Raw genomic sequence first — 510 nt, 5'->3', positions numbered from 1 at the left:
GGATGCGGCGACCTTCAGCCCCTCGACCCGGTCGGTCGTGCCGGCAAGCATCTTCAGGCTGCCCAGGAATTTCTCGGCGTTCGGCGCCTGGAAGACCTTGCCATTGACCATGATGAAGTTCTGGGTGGTGCCCTCGGCATCGGGCAGGCGCTCGCCCTCGACGTCCAGGACCTTCAGGGCGAGGCCGCGCGGCAGCGAGACGGCGTCGGGAAGGATGTCGCCGGCGTTGGTCGACATCCGCATGTAGACCTTGTGCTCGCCGGGCTTGGCGAACAGCCCCTGCGCCAGTTCCGGCGGCAGGTTGTGATCGATCCGCAGCACGCCCTCCAGGATGCCGTGCGCCTTGGCGTGGACGGAGCGGACGGCGTGTCCGGAGTCGTCCGCGACCGTCTGCAGGATCGTGTCGAAGGTCTCGTTCAGTCCCTCGATGGTCTTACCCTCGTCAGGCTTCACGACCTCGACATCGGGGCTGTAACGGACAGGCGCTGGCAAGGCTCTCAACTCCATCAT

1 pseudogene is annotated in these 510 nt (G+C 65.9%); it reads right to left on the bottom strand.

Features of this window, described 5'->3' with window-relative positions:
- A pseudogene (locus MKL11_RS07710) lies at window positions 1-507 on the bottom strand (catalase); the annotation flags it as partial.
- Between the last annotated feature and the right edge of the window lie 3 nt (window positions 508-510).

The organism is Methylobacterium sp. J-077, assembly GCF_022829365.1.
GTDB lineage: Bacteria > Pseudomonadota > Alphaproteobacteria > Rhizobiales > Beijerinckiaceae > Methylobacterium.
This window is presented reverse-complemented; position numbering and strand designations above follow the sequence as displayed.